Origin of the sequence: Mesorhizobium australicum (genome assembly GCF_900177325.1) — a bacterium.
Lineage (GTDB): Bacteria > Pseudomonadota > Alphaproteobacteria > Rhizobiales > Rhizobiaceae > Mesorhizobium_A > Mesorhizobium_A australicum_A.
Genome location: NZ_FXBL01000004.1, coordinates 4,191,958 through 4,209,305, shown reverse-complemented (window position 1 = coordinate 4,209,305; position 17,348 = coordinate 4,191,958). Strand labels below are relative to the sequence as shown.

The window sequence follows — 17,348 nt, the reverse complement described above, 5'->3', positions numbered from 1 at the left end:
TTTCCCCATAGAGGCAACCATGACCAAGCTCGTCTCCAAATGGAACTACCCGACCACCGTCCGCTTCGGCGCCGGCCGCATTTCGGAACTGCCCGATGCACTCGCGGCTGTCGGCATCAAGAAGCCGCTCTTCGTTACCGACCCGGGTCTGGTCAAGCTGCCGGTCGTGGCCAGGACGCTGAAGATCCTCGACGATGCCGGCGTGCCCTACGGCGTCTTCTCCGACGTCAAGCCGAACCCGGTCGAGGCGAACCTCACCGCCGGCATCGCGGTCTGGAAGAAGGGCAAGCATGACGGCGCGATCGTCTTCGGCGGCGGTTCGGCGCTCGACCTCGGCAAGCTGATCGCCTTCCAGGCCGGCCAGACCCGCCCCGTCTGGGACTTCGAGGACATCGGCGACTGGTGGACCCGCGCCGACGCCTCGAAGATCGCGCCGATCGTCGCCGTGCCGACCACGGCCGGCACCGGCTCCGAGGTCGGTCGCGCCGCGGTGCTGACCAACGAGGAGACCCACACCAAGAAGATCATCTTCCACCCGAAGCTTTTGCCGCAGATCGTCATTGCCGATCCGGAGCTGACGGTCGGCATGCCGGCCTTCATCACCGTCGGCACCGGCATGGACGCGCTGGCGCACTGCCTCGAGGCCTATTGTGCGCCAGGCTACCACCCGATGGCCGACGGCATAGCGCTGGAAGGCATGCGGCTGGTGTTCGAGAACCTGCCCAAGGCCGTCGCCAATCCGGGCGACCTGACCGCTCGCGCCCACATGATGAGCGCGGCCGCCATGGGCGCGACCGCCTTCCAGAAGGGGTTGGGCGCGATCCATTCGCTGTCGCATCCGATCGGCGCGCTCTACGACACCCATCACGGCATGACCAACGGCGTGTTCATGCCCTATGTGCTGGAATTCAACCGTCCCGCCATCGAGGAGCGGCTGACGCGCGCCGCCGCCTATCTCGGCATCAAGGGCGGCTATGAGGGCTTCGCCAAGGCGGTGCTCAAGCTGCGCAAGCAGCTCAAGGTGCCGCACACACTGCCCGAGCTGATCAAGGGCCTGGACATGGACAAGAAGCGCAAGGCGATGATCGCCGAGATGGCGGTCGCCGACCCGTCGACGGGCTCCAATCCGGTCAAGTTTACCAAGAAGGCGGCGCTCGAAGTTCTCGACCACGCCATTAGCGGCAAGCTGTGAGGAGAAGCGGGCGGCAAGGGTCGTCCGCCAATATCCGGTTGTTAGCCGAAGAAATTAATTCTGCGGCCTGATTGCGGGGAAAGTCGGAAAACGCTTTAATTTCGATAGGGCGCAGACTTCGCATAACGTTCATCCAGTTGTCATGGGAAACGGCTACCCGCGTTGCCGGTGCCTGTGGGCGTCAGTCTCAAGGAGAAGAATATGTTCAAGGCTATGGGGAAGGTTCTCTCGGTCACGGCGGTCACGCTGATGGCCTCGTCGGCGATTTCGTCGGCTCAGGACCTGGCGGCGCTCGAAGCGGCTGCCAAGGCGGAAGGCATGCTCACCACGATCGCGCTGCCGCACGACTGGTGCGGCTACGGCGCGGTTATCGAGGGCTTCAAGAAGAAGTATCCGGAGATCTCCGTCAACGAGCTCAATCCGGACGCGGGTTCTGCGGACGAGATCGAGGCGATCAAGGCGAACAAGGACAACAAGGGCCCGCAGGCGCCCGACGTGATCGACGTCGGCCTGGCCTTCGGCCCGTCGTCCAAGGCCGAAGGCCTGGTGCAGCCCTACAAGGTCTCGACCTGGGATTCGATCCCGGAAGGCGCCAAGGACCCCGAGGGTCACTGGTACGGCGACTACTACGGCGTGATGTCGTTCCTCGTGAACAAGGACCTCGTGCCGAACGCGCCGGCCGACTGGGCCGACCTGCTGAAGCCCGAATACAAGGGCCAGGTGGCGCTCGCCGGTGATCCGCGCGCGTCGAACCAGGCGATCCTCGCGGCTCTCGCCGCCGGCATCGCGACGGGCGGCAAGTCGGGCAAGGAAGCGGGCGAAAAGGGCCTCGAGTTCTTCGCCGAGCTCAACAAGGCCGGCAACTTCGTGCCCGTCATCGGCAAGGCCGGCACGCTGGCGCAGGGCGCCACGCCCATCGTCGTGATGTGGGACTACAATGCGCTCGCCGCCAAGGACACGCTCGCCGGCAACCCGCCGGTCGAGGTCGTGGTGCCGAAGTCGGGCGTGCTCGCGGGCGTCTACGTCCAGGCGATCAGCGCCTACGCGCCGCATCCGAACGCGGCGAAGCTGTGGATGGAGTATCTCTATTCCGATGAAGGCCAGCTCGGTTGGCTCAAGGGCTACTGCCACCCGATCCGCTTCAACGACATGGCCAAGCGCGGCGTGATCCCGCAGGACGTGCTTGACAAGCTGCCGCCGGCCGCCGCCTACGAGGCCGCCTACTTCCCGACGCTCGACGAAGTGAACGAGAACAAGGCCGCCGTCACCGGTGGCTGGGACAAGGTCGTCGGCGCCAACGTGCAGTAAGACGTTACCCGAACCTGCCTGTCCCGCCATCCGGCGGGGCAGGCGCTCCTCCCGCGAAGCGAAACCCAGATGCCGCCCAGCGCACCCGCCGCGCAGCCCGCCAGTACCCGTTTCAGGCTGCCGCTCGACTGGCTGGGCGTTGCGCCGTTCCTGCTCTTCGCGCTTCTTTTCCTGATCCTGCCGACGATGAACATCGTGATCGGGGCCTTCCAGACGCCTGCCGGCGAGTTCACGCTCAAGAACGTCCAGGGCCTGTTCACGCCGTCGATCATGGCGGCCTACTGGATTTCCATCCGCATCAGCCTCGCCTCGGCCATCCTCGGCTGCCTCGTCGGCTTCGCCATGGCCGCGGCCGTCGTGCTCGGCGGCCTGCCGCAATGGGTGCGTTCGCCGCTGCTGACCTTTTCCGGCGTCGCCTCCAACTTTGCCGGCGTGCCGCTCGCCTTCGCCTTCATCGCGACGCTGGGTCCGATCGGCCTCGTCACGGTCTTCCTGCGCACCAATCTCGGCATCGACCTCAGGGCGATGGGCTTCAATATCCTGTCCTTCTGGGGCCTGACGATCACCTATCTGTTCTTCCAGATTCCGCTGATGATCCTGATCATCACGCCGGCGCTGGACGGGCTGAAGCGCGAATGGCGCGAGGCGGCGAGCATCCTCGGCGCCACCGGCCGGCAGTACTGGACGATGATCGCGCTGCCGATCCTGTTCCCGTCGCTGCTCGGCACGCTGGCGCTGCTCTTCGCCAACGCCTTCGGCGCCGTCGCCACGGCCATCGCGCTCACCGGCTCGTCGCTGTCGATCGTGCCGATCCTGCTCTTCGCCCAGATCCGCGGCGACGTGCTCGGCGACCCGCATCTCGGCTATGCGCTCGCCTTCGGCATGATCGTCGTCACCGGCATCGCCAACACGATCTACATCTGGCTCAGGGCGCGCTCGGAGCGCTGGCTCAAATGAGAAAGTTCTGGGCCTGGGCCGCGCTGATTGCCGGCATCGTCTACTTCATCCTGCCGCTGGTCGGCATGACCGAGTTCTCGCTCAAGATGCGCCGCGGCGTCTACTCCTTCGACGCCTATGCCCGCGTGCTGGCCGACCCGCGCTTCCAGGAGACGTTCCTCTATTCGGTGGGCATGGCGGTGGCCACCATCATCTTCGGCGTGCTGCTCATCGTGCCCACGGCCTACTGGGTGCGGCTCAGGCTGCCCGGCCTCAGGCCCTATATCGAGTTCATCACGCTTCTGCCGCTGGTCATCCCGGCCATCGTCATCGTCTTCGGCTACATCCGGCTCTACAACACGTCGAGCTTCCTGCCGCTCACCGGCTCCACGCTCGGCACCAACATCCTCCTGATGTTCGGCTATGCGACACTGGCGCTGCCCTACATGTATCGCGCCGTCGATACCGGCCTGCGCACCATCGACGTCGCGACGCTGACCGAGGCGGCGCAGTCACTGGGCGCCGGGTGGGTGACGATCCTCGCCCGCATCATCCTGCCCAACGTTCTGGTGGCCGTTCTGTCCGGCGCGTTCCTCACCTTCGCGATCGTCATCGGCGAGTTCACGATGGCAGCGCTTCTCAACCGCCCCGCTTTCGGCCCGTTCATGCAGCTCCTCGGCGCCAACCGCGCCTACGAGCCCGCCGCGCTCGCCGTCATCGCCTTCGCCATCACGTGGGGCTGCATGGCCCTGATCCAGGTCGTGTCGCGCTTCGCTCCCAAAGCGCCGGCCCAGCCCCACTAACCGGAAGAACCCATGTCGGAACCGTTCCTCTCGATCCAGCATGTGCGGAAGTCCTTCGGGGCGACGACGGTCGTCCAGGACTTCAACCTCGACGTCGACAAGGGCGAGTTCATCTCCTTCCTCGGGCCCTCCGGCTGCGGCAAGACGACCATGCTGCGCATCGTGGCCGGCTTCGAGCAGCCGACCGACGGCCGCATCGTCGTCGGCGGCAAGGATGTGACGGGGCTGAAGCCCAACCAGCGCAACATCGGCATGGTGTTCCAGGCCTATGCGCTGTTCCCCAACATGACGGTGGCGCAGAACATCGGCTTCGGGCTCAGGGTCGCCGGCCGGCCGAGGGCAGAGATCGACGCGCGTGTCGGCGAGATGCTCGGGTTGATCAAGCTCGGCGAGTTCGGCGCGCGCTATCCTTATCAGCTCTCCGGCGGCCAGCAGCAGCGCGTGGCGCTGGCGCGTGCGATCGCGCCCAAGCCGCGCCTGCTTCTCCTCGACGAGCCGCTGTCGGCGCTCGACGCCAAGGTGCGCGTGTCGCTGCGCGACGAAATCCGCGCCATCCAGCGCGATCTCGGCATCACCACCATCTTCGTCACGCACGACCAGGAAGAGGCGATGTCGATGTCGGACCGCATCGTCGTCATGAATGCCGGCCGCGCCGACCAGGTCGGCGCGCCCTTCGAGGTCTACAACCGGCCCGCCACGCGCTTCGTCGCGGGCTTCGTCGGCACGCTCAACGTCATCGAGGCGGTGGTCAAGGATGCGGCCTCCGGCGCGGTCGAGGTCGGCGGCGTGCCGGTGGCGCTCGGCCGCGGTCTCGGCGGCGCGAAGCCCGGCGACAAGGTGGCGCTGGCGCTGCGGCCGGAGGCGATCTCGATGGCGAAGGAGGGCGCCCGCGCCGTCGCCATCCCCTGCACCATCACCGCGGTCAACTTCCTCGGCTCGGTCATCCGCATCAATGCGGACGCCGCAAGCAACAAGCTGTCCTTCGACACCTTCAACAACCCCGCATCTCCACCGCCTGCGCCCGGCGACCAGACCACGGTCCATTTCTCGCCGGCGGACCTGCTGGTGCTGGACGCGTAGGCGGGTTCGCCGGAACAGGCAGAGCGCCCGTCAACCGCCTCTTTCGGGCACTTCTCCCGGTGAACGGGGAGAAGGGAGAGGCCGCGAAAGTTACGCCGCGCCTCCGACCGATGGACTGAACACCATCAGGCTCAGGATCTCGAACAGCACCTGCGCGCCGGCCTGCGCCGTGTTGCTGGTTGCGTCGTATTGCGGCGCGACCTCGACCACGTCGCCGCCGACGAGATTCACGCCCTTCAGCCCGCGCAGCAGTTCCAGCACCTCGCGCGTCGTAAGCCCGCCGACCTCCGGCGTCCCAGTGCCCGGCGCGAAGGCCGGGTCCAGGCTGTCGATGTCGAAGGAGAGGTAGGTCGGGCCGTCGCCGACGACCTCCAGCGCCCTGCGGATTACCGCCGGCACTCCCATCGCCGCGATCTCCTCCGCATGGATCACGCTCATTCCGGATTCGTAGCTGAACTCCCACAGATATTCCGCCGGCCCGCGTATGCCGATCTGGATCGTGCGGGTCGGGTCGAGCACGCCGTCGAGCACTGCGTTACGGAACGGGCCGCCATGATGGAATTTGGTGCCGTCGAACGGCCCGCCCGTGTCGCAATGCGCGTCAATATGGATCATGCCGACCGGGCGGTCCCTGCCGACGGCCTTGAGGATCGGATGGCTGATCGAATGGTCGCCGCCGACCGATAGCGGGATCACGCCGGCGCCGACGATCCTCGCCACGTGGTGCTCGATGTCCTCATGGCTCTGCTCCAGCAGGTAGCGGCTGCGGAACGGCACGTCGCCGATGTCGGCGACCCGCAGCTCATGCGTCGGGGCGCATTTCAGCACGTGGTTGTAGGGGCCGATCCGCTCGATCGTGCGCAGTGCGCGGGGGCCGAAGCGGGAGCCGTTGCGGTTGGTTACGCCGAGATCCATCGGCACGCCAAGCATCGCCACCTGCAGGTCGCCGAAGTCGGGCGCCTGGGGGTCGAGGGAAAGGTAGGGGGCTGCGAGGAAGGTCGGCACGCCGGCATAGGGCGCCAGCCGCGTGCCGCGGCTGTCGAAGATCTTCTCCGCCACCTTGCGGAAGGCAGGATCGCGGATCTCGCCGCCCTTGTCCGCGCCATATCTGGCGCGCAGTTCGTCGAGCCGTTGCTTGTTCCAATCCATTGACGAATCGTCCCCGTATGGGTGCCGCCTCGTCGGCGACGCCGTTCCATCGGAAGGTGATCGATCGTGGAGCCGAATGCAATCGGCGGGAAGCGTCCCGCCGAGATGCCTTCTGGAACTCAGGCGGCCTGGAACTCGAAGGGCACCACGACGCCTGCCGGCTTGCGGTCGGCGATCAGGCTGCCGGCCTTGAGCAGCGCGGCAAAGCGCCCGTCGCGCGCGGCGAGGTCGTCGAACGAGCCCTGCTCGACGATCCGGCCCTCGTCCATGAAGAGCACGAGATCGGCGTCGCGCACGGTCGAGAGGCGGTGCGCGATGATGAAGGTGGTGCGGTTGCGGCGCAGGTCGTCGACGGCGGCGCGGACCCGTTCCTCGGTCTCAACGTCGAGCGCGCTGGTCGCCTCGTCGAGGACGAGGATCGGCGCGTCCTTGAGGATGGCGCGCGCGATCGCGATGCGCTGGCGCTCGCCGCCCGAGAGCTGCCCGCCGCGTTCGCCGACCAGCGTGTCGTAGCCGTCGGTCTTGCCGAGGATGAACTCGTGCGCGGAGGCGGCGCACGCCGCCTCGTGCACGTCGTCGTTCGACGCGTTGGCGCGGCCGACGCGGATGTTCTCCTCGATCGTTCGGTTAAGCAGGCCCGAATCCTGGAAAACCGTCGCGATCGAGCTGCGCAGCGAGGCGCGGGTGACGCGGCGGGTGTCGACGCCGTCGATGAAGATCGAGCCTTCCTGCGGATCGTAGACGCGCTGCAGGAGGTTGATCAGGGTCGTCTTGCCCGCGCCCGTCGGGCCGACGATGGCCACCGTCTTGCCCGGCTCCACGGCGAAGGAGACGTTGGACACGCCGCGGGCCGCGTTCGGGAAGGCGAAGCTGACATTGTCGAAGCGGACATGACCGGCGACGTGGCCGAGCGCGTCGATGCCGTCGGGCTCCTTGCGCATCTCGGTCGCGTCTTCGAGGCGATAGAAGTCCTCAAGCCGCACGCGGCTTTCGAAGATCTGATTCACGAAGGCCGAGATCTGGTCGAGACGGCTGATCAGCAGCGAGGCGAAGCCGGTAAAGGCGACGATGTCGCCGACGCGGAGCTCGCCCCTGGAGACGAGGAAGGCTCCGATGATCATCACCACCATCATCGAGATGGTCGACGCGACGCGGTGCATGGCCGAGGCCAGCGCCCACCAGTCGAGTACCGGATACTGCGCCTTGATCAGACGGTCGACAAAGACGCGCAGCGACTGCGTCTCCTGCGAGACGCGGTTGTAGCTCTGCAGCAGCGCGACGTTGCTGACGGAATCGCTGACATGGGCGAACACCTTGTGGTGGTGCGCCTCGACGGCCTTCTGGTTCTGCTCGGTGCGGCGCATCACGAAGCGGCCGATGGCGAAATACATCACGCCGAGCACGATCAGTACCAGCGACAGGCGGTAGTCGACCGCGATCGCCGTCGGGATGAGGAGGATCAGCGAGACCGCCGTCGTCAGGTGCTGGCGCATGAATTCAAGCCACAGCCCGAACAGGGTATCGACGGCGCGGATCAGCGTGTGCAGCACGTTCGACGTGCCGCGCTCGTAGTGCCACGACAGCGGCATCGTCATGACGTTCGAAAAGGAGCGGGTGAGCACTTCGACGCGCATGCGGTGTGCCAGACGATCGGCCTGGCGGGCGACGAGCACATAAGCGACGATGTTAAAAAGGCCGAGGCCCGCCCATAGCATCAGGGTCGGCACCACGTCCTGCTTGTCGGCGATCGCATCGATGATCCGTCCGAAGAGGATCGGCTCGGCGATCACGACCATCGCAAGAACGATGTTGGAGCAGCAGACAAGCAGCACGCTCCTGCCTTTGGGGGCAAGATAGTTCAACGCCCGCCAATAAACTTCCAGCAGTGTCACTCGTTTACTCCACCCGAGGCTTTGTGCATCGCACCATGTAGAGAGGCATGTCGGCAGACAATGGGCCAAACATGGCAGACGTTCCGAAATCGACTACAAATCTCGTGCCGCGATTGTAATGCTGCGTGATCACGGGTCTGTGAATGGAAATGGTTCGAACCGTTGGAATATCGAGCGGATTGCGATCGCTCCGCGTCGATCTCGATCCCCTTTTTCTTGCGTCCCCGGTTTTGCCGGACAACATGCCGCAGACCAGCAGGACAGCCACCGCCTCCGAGACGGCAGACCTGCTGTCCCGGACCCACGAACGCGCGACTGCGGCATTGGTTCCATCGTCGTGATACGATTGAAACAAAGAATGCTCATTTGTGAGGAGCGGCGTATTGCAACGGAACGGATCGCTTTCTAAACGATTTTAGGCGCGCCCGGCCGGCGCTTGTCTGACCTGCCGATGTGACGTTCGCCACCTGGATTTTCGCTTGATGAACGCCTCTGTGAAGTCACTCCGGACCGACCCGGATGTGCATCCCCTGCCGCCGAAAGCCGAACAGCCGATCCGGTACGACTTCTTTCAGGAAGAGCGGCTCGGCCGGTTGGGTGCCGACCTCGCGTCTGGACGCATCCCGAACTTCCCGGGTCTGGGGGAGGGCGACTTCCATGCGCGGATCAAGGAGGACGCCGCCCGCATCCTCGCGGTTTACAACGACACCAACGCCGCCCAGGCGCGAGGCGAGACCATCACGCCGGCGGCGCAGTGGCTGCTCGACAACAATTACCTCGTCGAGGAAAGCATCGTGCAGGTGCGCCGCGACCTGCCGAAGCGTTTCTACCGCGAACTGCCGACCGTGAAGCTGCCCAACGGCGCGTCGGTGCCGCGCACGCTCCTCATCGCCTGGGCCTATGTCGGCCATACCGACAGCACGATCTCGCCCGACACGCTGCGCGCTTTGGTGAAAGGCTACCAGTCGGTGGAGCCGCTGCGGATCGGCGAGATCTGGGCGCTGCCCTCCTTCGTCCGCTTCGTCCTGGCGGAAAACCTTCGCCGGCTGGCGGTGCGGGTGGATCGCGCGCGGCTGATGCGGCGGACCGCGAACCAGACCGCCGACCAGCTGGCGCAGCAGGCCGACCCGGCGGCCCAGGAAGCGCTGCTGAGCGGCTACACCGCGCACGCCAGCGACGCCTCCTTTGCCACGCAACTGCTCTATCGCCTGCGCGACGGCTCGCGCAGCGCCGGCACCGCCCTGCAATGGCTGGAGCGGGAGCTCGAGAAACACGGCTCCGACGCCGAGGAGATCACGCGCACCGAGCACCGGACGCTCGCCAGCGGCAACGTCACCACCGGCAACATCATCCGCGGCTTCAGGACCGTCAACGACGTTGACTGGACCAGCTGGTTCGAGGGCGTCAGCCTGATCGACGCCATGCTGCGCGATGGGTCGAACTTCTCGGACCTCGACTTCGCCTCGCGCGACCAGTACCGCACCTCCATCGAGGACATGGCCCGACGCTCACGCCTTACCGAGCACGACGTGACGGAGAAGGCGCTGCAGATGGCGGCTGCGGCCGATGGATCGGACGAATCCGACATCGGCTTCTTTCTCGCGGGACCGCGCCGCGGCGAGCTCGAACGCGCCATAGGCTATCGGCCCAAGCCGATGGAACGGCTGATGCGGACGCTGCGTCGCGGCGGCTGGCTTTCCATCGCCGCGCCGGTCGCGGTGCTGACCGCGCTGTTCATCCTGACCGCCTGGACCGTGACGCGGGCGGCCGGGCTGTCCGGCGAATGGACGGCGCTGCTCCTGGTCCTGTTCGCCTTCCCGGCGATGGAAGGCGCGGTGGCGCTCTTCAACACGCTGATGCTGGTCTTCATGAAACCGACCCGGCTCGTCGGCTACGAATACCGAGACGGCGTGCCGGCCGAGGCGCGCACGCTGGTCGTCGTCCCGGCCCTGATCGGTTCGCGCGGCGACGTGGAGGAACTGATCAACCGCATCGAGGTGCACCACCTCGCCAACATGCGGGGCGAGCTCTACTTCGCGCTTCTGACCGACTGGCCGGACAGTCGCTTCGAGCAGTCGGACCAGGATCTCGAACTGCTCGCCCATGCGCGCGCCCAGATCGCCCAGCTCAACGAGCGCTATCCCGAGGGCGTGGCGAAGCGCTTCCACCTGCTGCATCGCCGCCGTCTCTACAACGAGGCGGAAGGCGTTTGGATGGGCTGGGAGCGCAAGCGAGGCAAGCTGGACGAGCTCAACCTCCTCCTGCGCGGCGATCCGGATACGACCTTCCTGCCGCTCGACCATCCGCTGCCGCCCGACGTCGTCCATGTTCTGACGCTCGACGCCGACACACGGATGACGCGCGATGCCGCCACCAAGATGGCCGGCAAGATGGCGCATCCGCTGAACAGGCCTGTCGTTGACGTGGCCGGCCGCAAGGTCGTGCGCGGCTATGGCATCCTCCAACCCCGCGTCACGCCGTCGCTCACCTCGGGCGAGGAGTCCTCGTTCTTCCAGCGGGTCTTCTCGGCCAATCGCGGCCTCGACCCCTATGTCTTCGCCGTGTCCGACCTCTATCAGGACGTATTCGGCGAGGGCACGTTCACGGGCAAGGGCCTCTACCACGTCGACGCCATGATCGCGGCGCTGAAGGACCGCATTGCCGAGAACGCCGTGCTCAGCCACGATCTCCTCGAAGGCGCTTTCGCGCGCGCCGCGCTGGCAACCGACGTCGAGGTCGTCGAGGATTATCCAGCGCATTATCCGGTCGATGCGTCGCGTCACCATCGCTGGGCGCGGGGCGACTGGCAGTTGCTGCCGTTCATCTTCGACCTGCGCGCGGGCATCAGCGGCGTCTCGCGCTGGAAGATGATCGACAACCTGCGTCGCACGCTCACGCCGATCTTCTGGATCATGGCCGCGGTGGCCGCCTGGGCTCTGATGCCGTTCACGATCGCCTCGCAGTGGATGGCGCTGCTCGTCATAGCCCTGTTCATTGGGCCGACCTTCGACATCATTCACGGCCTGACGCCGAAGAGCGCGGAGAACACGCTGAGGGGCCATTTCGCCGCCTTCGTGCGCGACTTCGTCTTCGCCTCGGCGCAGGTGGCGCTGAAGATCGTGCTGATTGCGCACTCAGCCTGGATGATGGGCGACGCGATCCTGCGCACGCTTCACCGCATGTTCGTGTCCCGCCGCAACCTGCTCGAATGGCGCACCGCCTCGCAGGTGCAGAAATCGCAATCGCAGGGCATCGCGCCCTATTACCGGCTGATGTTCGGATCGGTCGTGATTGGTGTCGCATCGGTGGTGATCGCGGCGTTCGGCGGCACGACCGGCTTCTACCTGGCGCTTGCCTACGCGGTGATCTGGATCGCCGCGCCGGCCATCGCATGGCTCGTCAGCCGCTCGGCCGAGATCGAGGACCAGATCGAGGTCACGCAGTCCGACCGCGAGAAGCTCCGCCGCGTCGCACGGCGGACATGGCTCTATTTCGAGACTTTCGTCACTGCGGAACACAATTTCCTGCCGCCGGACAATTTCCAGGAGACGCCGCACCCGGTCGAGGCGCCACGCACCTCGCCGACGAATATCGGCATGTATCTCCTGTCGACGATCGCCGCGCGCGATTTCGGCTGGATCTCGCTCAACGATGCGGCCGACCGCGTCGCCGCCACTCTCGATACGGTGGACAAGCTCGATAAGGATCGCGGCCACCTCTACAACTGGTACGACACGCGCACCCTCAACCCACTCTATCCGCGCTACATTTCGAGCGTCGACAGCGGCAATTTCGCCGGGCACCTGATCGCGGTAGCGCGGGCCTTCGAGGAATGGGCGGAGGCGCCGGCCGCTTACCTGCAGGGCGATCTGGAAGGGGTGCTCGACACGACCGGCATGTTCGACCTGACACTGTCTGCGCTTCCCGACGACAGGCGTCAGATCCGCCCGGTGCGTCAGCGCCTGGCGGAACGCGTCACCGGCATGCGGCGCGCGGTCGAATCGATCAGGAACGAGCCGGAGACCGCGGCGATCCGCACACTCAACCTCGCGGTGAACGCCGCCGAGATCCTGAAGCTCGCCCGTGCCCTGCACGAGGAGACCGGCACCGCCGGCTCGGACCTGCTGGTCACCTGGGCAGCCAAGCTCCAGGCCGTGTGCGAGGCGCATATCGCCGACGCGCATTTCGAGGAGGCGAAGCTCGCGGCGCTGCGCGCCAGGCTGTCGGAGATCTCGCGCCGCGCCCGCACCATTGCCTTCAAGATGGAATTCTCCTTCCTGTTGCGGCAGGACCGCAAGCTGTTGTCCATCGGCTACCGGGTCGACGACCGCCAGCTCGACGAGAGCTGCTACGACCTGCTCGCCTCGGAAGCGCGGCTCGCCAGCCTGTTCGCCATTGCCAAGGGCGACGTGCCGACCGAGCATTGGTTCCGGCTTGGCCGGCCGATCGTGGAGATCGGCTTCCGGGGAGCGCTGATCTCCTGGTCGGGATCGATGTTCGAATATCTGATGCCGCCGCTGGTGATGAACGAGCCGCCGGGCAGCATCCTCGAGCAGACGAGCCGCCAGGTCATCAAGCGCCAAATCGCCTACGGCCGTTCCAAGGGCATCCCGTGGGGCGTTTCGGAAGCGGCCTACAACGCCCGCGACCGCGAGATGACCTACCAGTACACCAATTTCGGCGTGCCGGGTCTCGGGCTGAAGCGCGGCCTCGGGCAGAACGTCGTCATCGCGCCTTATGCGACGGTGCTGGCGAGCCAGTTCATGCCGCATGTGGCCGTCGACAATCTCGACCGGCTGGCCTCCATTGGCGCGGTCGGCCGCTACGGCTTCTACGACGCCGTCGACTTCACGCCCACCCGCGTGCCTGAGGGGCATGAATGCGCGGTGGTGCGCAACTATTACGCCCACCACCAGGGCATGTGCATCGTCGCCATCTCCAACGTGATCCACGAGGGCCGGATGCGCGAGCGCTTCCACGCCGATCCGGTGATCGAGGCGGCGGAACTGCTGCTGCAGGAAAAGGCGCCGCGCGACATCCCGATCACGACGGTCCGCAGCGAGGCGCCGGAGCGCAGCAAGCTCGACCAGGTCGACGAGACGCCCGATATCCGCAAGATCGCGGACCCGATCCGGGCGCCGAAGGCGACCAACGTCCTGTCGAACGGCACCTATTCGCTGATGCTGTCGTCGACCGGTGCGGGCTATGCGCGGCTCGGCGACCTGTCGATCACGCGCTGGCAACCGGATCCGGTGGAGGACCGCGCGGGCTCCTTCATCTTCCTGCGCGACGTGGAGAGCGGGGAGTGGTGGTCCGCGACCGGCGAGCCGAAGGCCGCGGTCGAAGAGACGAGCGAGGTGATCTTCTCGGACGACAAGTCGACCTTCCTCAAGACCGTCGGCAACCTGCGCAGCGAGGTCGAGTGCATCGTCGCCTCGGAGGCCGACGGCGAGGGCAGGCAGGTCACCATCTTCAACCACTCGGGCAGCGAGCGGGTCATCGAGGTGACGTCCTTCGCGGAACTGGCGCTGGCGCCGGAGGCGAGCGACAGCGCGCACCCGGCCTTCTCCAAGATGTTCGTGAAGACGGAGATCGATTCCGCGCGCGGCGTGATCTTCGCGGAGCGGCGCAAGCGCGCGCCCTCCGACAAGGGCATCGCGGCGGCGCATTTCCTCACCATCGGCGCCAGCCACACCGGCGAGACCGAGGCCGAGACGGACCGGCGCGCCTTCATCGGGCGCGGCCGCGACATTCGCAATCCCGCCGCGTTCGACGACGGCGCGCGGCTCGGCGGCGGGCAGGGCTTTGTGCTCGATCCGATCTTCTCGCTGCGGCGCAGGATCCGCATTCCCGCCCACAAGAAGGTGAGCGTCACGTTCTGGACCATTGCCGCGGCCGACAGGGCGCAGCTTGAGGAAGCGATCGGCCGGATCGACCATCCGGAGAGCTTCGCCCGCCAGTCGATGCACGCCTGGACGCGCTCGCAGGTGCAGACGCGCCATGTCGGCTTCAGCCTCGCCGACGCGGCCAACGTGCAGAAGCTGGCCCGTTACCTGCTCTACCCGCATCCCGCGCTTCGCGCGGCGCCTGAGACCATCGCCACCGGCATGGGGTCGCAGGCGGCGCTCTGGCCGATGAGCATTTCGGGCGACTTCCCGATCTTCGCGCTGCGCATCGCCGACGTCGCCGACATCGAGATCGTCGCCAAGGCTCTACGAGTTCAGGAATATCTGCGCGCGCGCGGGTTGCTCGTGGATCTCGTCGTCGTCAATGAACAGTCCTCCTCCTATGTCCAGGACCTTCAGAACGCCATCGACTGGCTGTGCGAGAACGCGCGTCATCGCGGCACCGAGCTCGGCCCGCGCCAGCATATCTTCGCCGTGCGCCGCGACCTGATGGACGAGCGGTCCTACCGCACGCTCATCGCCTCCGCACTCATCGTGCTGCACACCCGCAACGGCAAGATCGAGGACCAGATCGACCGCGCCGAGGCGGAACAGCTGGCGGCGCCGCAGCCGCCTGCTCTGCCGGCTTCGCCTCCTGCACGCGCGGATCGGGCGCCGGCGGTGACGAGCGACGGGCTCGAATTCTGGAACGGCTACGGCGGCTTCGCCGATGGTGGGCGCACCTATGTGGTGCGGCTGGCTGCCGGCCGGGCCACGCCGCAGCCCTGGATCAACGTCATCGCCAATCCGGGCTTTGGCTTCCACGTCTCGGCCGAGGGCTCGACCTTCACCTGGAGCCGCAACAGCCGCGACTTCCAGCTCACGCCGTGGACCAACGATCCGGTGACGAACCGGCCGGGCGAGGGCCTCTATATCCGCGACTTGGACGGTGGGTCGGTGCTGTCGCCCTTCGCCTGCCTGGCACCAGACGCCGGCGCGCGCTACGAGGCGCGGCACGGGCAGGGCGTCAGCGTCTTTTCAGCCAGGACCGACGAGCTGTCGGTCCGTGCCGAGATGCTGGTCGACCCGTCCGAACCGGTGAAGGTGACCCGGCTGCGCGTCACCAACCGGGGAGACGCGACGAAGCGGCTGCGGGTCTACGGCTATGCCGAATGGGTGCTGGGCACCAGCCGAAGCCGCACCGCGCCGATGATCGTGCCCTCGCACGACGCCGAGACGGGCGCGCTTCTCGCGCGCAACGCCTACAGCCTCGACTATGGCGACCGCTTCGCGTTCCTAGCGTCGGACATCGCGCCGTCGCACCGCACCTCCGACCGGCTCGAATTCCTCGGCCAGGCCGGATCGGTGATACAGCCGGCCGCCGTCGCCTCTGGCAGCGCGCTGTCCGGCAAGGTGGAACCGGGCTTCGACGGCTGCGCGGCGCTGGCGCGTGACATCGAGCTCGCACCCGGCATGTCGTTCGACATGCTGTGGCTGATGGGCGACGCGACGTCTGAAGAGGAGGCCGTAAGCCTGGTGAAGCGCCACCGCGCACTTAGCTTCGACCAGCGCCTGGCCGAGAACGAGGCAAGCTGGCGCGGCTTCCTTGATACGGTCCAGGTCGAGACGCCCGATCCGGCGCTCGACGCGATGGTCAACCACTGGCTGCCCTACCAGGCGCTCGCCTGCCGCATCCGCGCGCGGGCCGGCTTCTACCAGGCGAGCGGTGCCTTCGGATTCCGCGATCAGCTGCAGGATACGATGGCGCTGCTGCTGCACGATCCGGAGCTGGCGCGTTCGCAGATCCTGAACGCGGCCTCGCGCCAGTTCCCGGACGGCGACGTGCAGCACTGGTGGCTGCCGCGCACCGGGGCCGGTGTGCGCACCATGATCTCGGACGACGTGGTGTGGCTCGGCTACGCGGCGGCGCATTTCATCAAGGTGACGGGTGACGCCTCGATCCTCGACCAGGAACTGCCTTTCATCCTCGGCGACCCGCTGAAGCCGGGCGAGCACGATTCCTTCTTCACGCCGGAAGTGTCGAAGGAGAAGGCGAGCGTCTACGAGCATGCCGCCCGCGCGCTCGATCTCGCCATCACGCGGACGGCCGAGACCGGCCTGCCGCTGATCCTCGGCGGCGACTGGAACGACGGCATGAACCGGGTGGGCGAGGGCGGCAAGGGCGACAGTGTCTGGCTCGGCTGGTTCCTGCTCAAGACGCTGAACGACTTCGCGCCGTTCGCGCAGAAGCGAGGCGACTCTGCGCGCTCCGAGAGGTGGCTCGCCCATGCGGCGCGGCTGAAGCAGGCACTCGAAGGCTCCGGTTGGGACGGCGAGTGGTACCGCCGCGGCTCGTTCGACGACGGGACGCCGCTCGGTTCGCATCTGGCCGACGAATGCCAGATCGATTCCATCGCCCAGTCGTGGAGCGTGCTCTCCGGCCAGGGCGACGCGGAACGCGCGCGCCTTGCGATGGCGTCGGCGCGGGAGCGGCTGGTCGAGCCCGAGATCGGGATCATCCGCCTGTTCAAGCCGCCCTTCGACAGGACGGACAAGGAGCCCGGCTACATCAAGGCCTACCCGCCGGGCGTGCGCGAGAACGGCGGGCAATATACACATGCGGCGGCCTGGTTCGTGCTGGCGCTGGCGGAGCTCGGCCTCGGCGACGAGGCGCATAACGGCTTCCGCATGCTCAATCCGGTCAACCACGCGCTCGATGCCGACGCGGCCGAGCGCTACCGGGTCGAACCCTATGTCGTGGCGGCGGACATCTATTCAGAAGGTCCGCTGGCCGGTCGCGGAGGGTGGACCTGGTATACCGGCTCGGCCGGATGGCTCTACCGCACGGCGGTGGAGGGCATCCTGGGGCTGAAGCGGGAAGGCGACAGGCTCGTCGTGAAACCGTCGCTGCCGTCCGGCTGGAACGGATTTGCCGCAACCCTCAAGCTCGACGGCAGGACGATCCGCATCCGCGTCGTGGCCGAAGAGGAAGCGGGGATCTCGGTGAACGGCCGGGCGAGCGATCACATTCCGCTGACGGAGGATGCGGAGGTGGTCGTGAAGGTTGTCCGGCCGCGCTGAGGCGCGGCCGGTTCCTCGCCGT

The 17,348-nt window shown here is 66.7% G+C and carries 8 protein-coding genes; 6 read left to right on the top strand and 2 right to left on the bottom strand.

What is annotated here, in order from left to right:
* Nucleotides 1–19: 19 nt before the first annotated feature.
* The 5 genes from B9Z03_RS23215 (at nucleotide 20) to B9Z03_RS23195 (ending at nucleotide 5,319) form a co-directional block, all read left to right on the top strand.
* Nucleotides 20–1,192 (top strand): iron-containing alcohol dehydrogenase, encoded by a 1,173-nt coding sequence (locus B9Z03_RS23215; protein WP_085466390.1) that lies wholly within the window; start codon nucleotides 20–22, stop codon nucleotides 1,190–1,192.
* A gap of 201 nt (nucleotides 1,193–1,393) precedes the next feature.
* The gene (locus B9Z03_RS23210; RefSeq protein WP_085466389.1) at nucleotides 1,394–2,500 is read left to right on the top strand and encodes an ABC transporter substrate-binding protein; all 1,107 of its coding nucleotides are present in this window, start codon (nucleotides 1,394–1,396) and stop codon (nucleotides 2,498–2,500) included.
* Between the two features lie 69 nt (nucleotides 2,501–2,569).
* Nucleotides 2,570–3,457 (top strand): ABC transporter permease, encoded by an 888-nt coding sequence (locus tag B9Z03_RS23205; RefSeq protein ID WP_085466388.1) that lies wholly within the window; start codon nucleotides 2,570–2,572, stop codon nucleotides 3,455–3,457.
* The gene (locus B9Z03_RS23200) at nucleotides 3,454–4,239 is read left to right on the top strand and encodes an ABC transporter permease (protein ID WP_085466387.1); all 786 of its coding nucleotides are present in this window, start codon (nucleotides 3,454–3,456) and stop codon (nucleotides 4,237–4,239) included. Before B9Z03_RS23205 ends, B9Z03_RS23200 begins: the two co-directional genes overlap by 4 nt.
* Before the next feature lie 12 nt (nucleotides 4,240–4,251).
* Nucleotides 4,252–5,319 (top strand): ABC transporter ATP-binding protein, encoded by a 1,068-nt coding sequence (locus B9Z03_RS23195; RefSeq protein WP_085466386.1) that lies wholly within the window; start codon nucleotides 4,252–4,254, stop codon nucleotides 5,317–5,319.
* Nucleotides 5,320–5,409: 90 nt separating this feature from the next.
* On the opposite strand, the gene speB is transcribed toward B9Z03_RS23195, so the two are convergent.
* Both speB and B9Z03_RS23185 read right to left on the bottom strand, forming a co-directional pair.
* Nucleotides 5,410–6,468, bottom strand: a complete 1,059-nt coding sequence (gene speB / locus B9Z03_RS23190; protein ID WP_085466385.1) for an agmatinase — start codon at nucleotides 6,466–6,468, stop codon at nucleotides 5,410–5,412.
* 119 nt (nucleotides 6,469–6,587) lie between these two features.
* Entirely contained in the window at nucleotides 6,588–8,360 is a 1,773-nt protein-coding gene (locus B9Z03_RS23185; RefSeq protein WP_085466384.1) for a glucan ABC transporter ATP-binding protein/ permease, read from the bottom strand.
* A gap of 482 nt (nucleotides 8,361–8,842) precedes the next feature.
* On the opposite strand from B9Z03_RS23185, the gene B9Z03_RS23180 reads away from it, so the two are divergent.
* The gene (locus B9Z03_RS23180) at nucleotides 8,843–17,326 is read left to right on the top strand and encodes a glycoside hydrolase family 94 protein (RefSeq protein ID WP_085466383.1); all 8,484 of its coding nucleotides are present in this window, start codon (nucleotides 8,843–8,845) and stop codon (nucleotides 17,324–17,326) included.
* The last annotated feature ends 22 nt before the right edge of the window (nucleotides 17,327–17,348 follow it).

Bases quoted from the DNA above. Each gene is read 5' to 3' on its own strand.
- B9Z03_RS23200 (WP_085466387.1), top strand. From the start codon at position 3,454: ATGAGAAAGTTCTGGGCCTGGGCCGCGCTGATTGCCGGCATCGTCTAC.
- B9Z03_RS23215 (WP_085466390.1), top strand. From the start codon at position 20: ATGACCAAGCTCGTCTCCAAATGGAACTACCCGACCACCGTCCGCTTC.
- speB (WP_085466385.1), bottom strand. From the start codon at position 6,468: ATGGATTGGAACAAGCAACGGCTCGACGAACTGCGCGCCAGATATGGC.
- B9Z03_RS23210 (WP_085466389.1), top strand. From the start codon at position 1,394: ATGTTCAAGGCTATGGGGAAGGTTCTCTCGGTCACGGCGGTCACGCTG.
- B9Z03_RS23205 (WP_085466388.1), top strand. From the start codon at position 2,570: ATGCCGCCCAGCGCACCCGCCGCGCAGCCCGCCAGTACCCGTTTCAGG.
- B9Z03_RS23195 (WP_085466386.1), top strand. From the start codon at position 4,252: ATGTCGGAACCGTTCCTCTCGATCCAGCATGTGCGGAAGTCCTTCGGG.
- B9Z03_RS23180 (WP_085466383.1), top strand. From the start codon at position 8,843: ATGAACGCCTCTGTGAAGTCACTCCGGACCGACCCGGATGTGCATCCC.